The organism is Streptomyces sp. NPDC033131 (assembly GCF_055578365.1).
This window is the reverse complement of the sequence record NZ_JBVIPA010000123.1, coordinates 1-1,413: the sequence shown is the minus strand read 5'-3', so window position 1 is coordinate 1,413 and position 1,413 is coordinate 1. Positions and strand designations below refer to the sequence as shown.

The 1,413-nt window shown below is 66.1% G+C and carries 2 protein-coding genes; both read right to left on the bottom strand.

Annotation, left to right across the window (positions count from 1 at the left end):
• Positions 1-356 (bottom strand): NADH-quinone oxidoreductase subunit NuoI (nuoI, locus tag ACZ5XS_RS45780; RefSeq protein WP_468661646.1); only part of this gene is annotated, 356 nt, incomplete at its 3' end.
• The coding region (nuoH, locus tag ACZ5XS_RS45775; RefSeq protein ID WP_468661645.1) for an NADH-quinone oxidoreductase subunit NuoH at positions 349-1,413 on the bottom strand (1,065 nt) is incomplete at its 5' end. The genes nuoI and nuoH, both read right to left, overlap by 8 nt.

Here is a 1,413-nt window from a genome sequence, read left to right as displayed (position 1 = left end):
GTGGGGCACGCCTCGATGCACAGGCCGCACAGGATGCAGCGGGCGTAGTTGATCTGGTAGACGCGGCCGTACCGCTCGCCCGGCGAGTAACGCTCCTCGTCCGTGTTGTCGGCGCCCTCGACATAGATGGCGTCGGCGGGACAGGCCCAGGCGCACAGTTCGCAGCCGACGCACTTCTCCAGGCCGTCCGGATGGCGGTTGAGCTGGTGCCGTCCGTGGAACCGGGGGGCAGTGGTCTTCTGCTGCTCCGGGTACTGCTCGGTCAGCCGCTTCTTGAACATGGCCTTGAAGGTCACGCCGAAGCCGGCCACGGGGTTCTGGAAACCGGGTTTGGTCTCCTTCGGCTCCTCAGCCATCGGACGCCTCCTTTCCATCCGAAGATCCGTCACTCGCAGTATCCGGTCCACCACTGACAATCAACTCCCGCTCGCGGTGCGAGCGGCGCCGCGGCACCGGCGAAAGCTCCTGCCCCGGCAGCGGAGGTACGGGGAACCCGCCCGCCATCGGGTCGAAGCCGACCGGTTCCTCGACGGGCGGCTCGGCCGCCTTCGCCTTCTCGCGGAACATGTCGACGACGAAGGAGAGCAGCAGCAGGACGAGGACGCCGCCGCCGATGTAGAGGGCGATGTCGGCGAAGTCGTAGTTCTCGTTCCTGAGGGTCCGCACGGTGGCCACGAGCATCAGCCAGACCAGCGAGACCGGGATGAGGACCTTCCAGCCGAGCTTCATCAGCTGGTCGTAGCGGACGCGGGGAAGCGTGCCGCGCAGCCAGATGAAGAAGAACAGCAGCAACTGCACCTTGATCACGAACCAGAGCATCGGCCACCAGCCGTGGTTCGCGCCCTCCCAGAAGGTGCTGATGGGCCAGGGGGCCCGCCAGCCGCCCAGGAAGAGCGTCACCGACACGGCCGAGACCGTCACCATGTTCACGTACTCGGCGAGCATGAACATCGCGAACTTGATCGACGAGTACTCGGTGTTGAAGCCGCCCACCAGGTCGCCCTCGGACTCCGGCATGTCGAAGGGGGCACGGTTGGTCTCACCGACCATGGTCACGATGTAGATCAGGAAGGAGACCGGCAGCAGGACGATGTACCAGCGGTCCTGCTGCTGCTCGACGATCGTCGAGGTCGACATCGAACCGGAGTAGAGGAACACCGAGGCGAACGCGGCGCCCATGGCGATCTCGTACGAGATCATCTGCGCGCAGGAGCGCAGGCCGCCGAGGAGCGGATAGGTGGAGCCGGAGCTCCAGCCCGCCAGGACGATGCCGTAGATGCCGACCGAGGCGACCGCGAGGATGTAGAGCATCGCGATCGGCAGGTCGGTGAGCTGCATCGCGGTGCGGTGCCCGAAGATCGAGATCTCGTTGCCGGCCGGGCCGAAGGGGATCACCGCGATCGCCATGAAGGC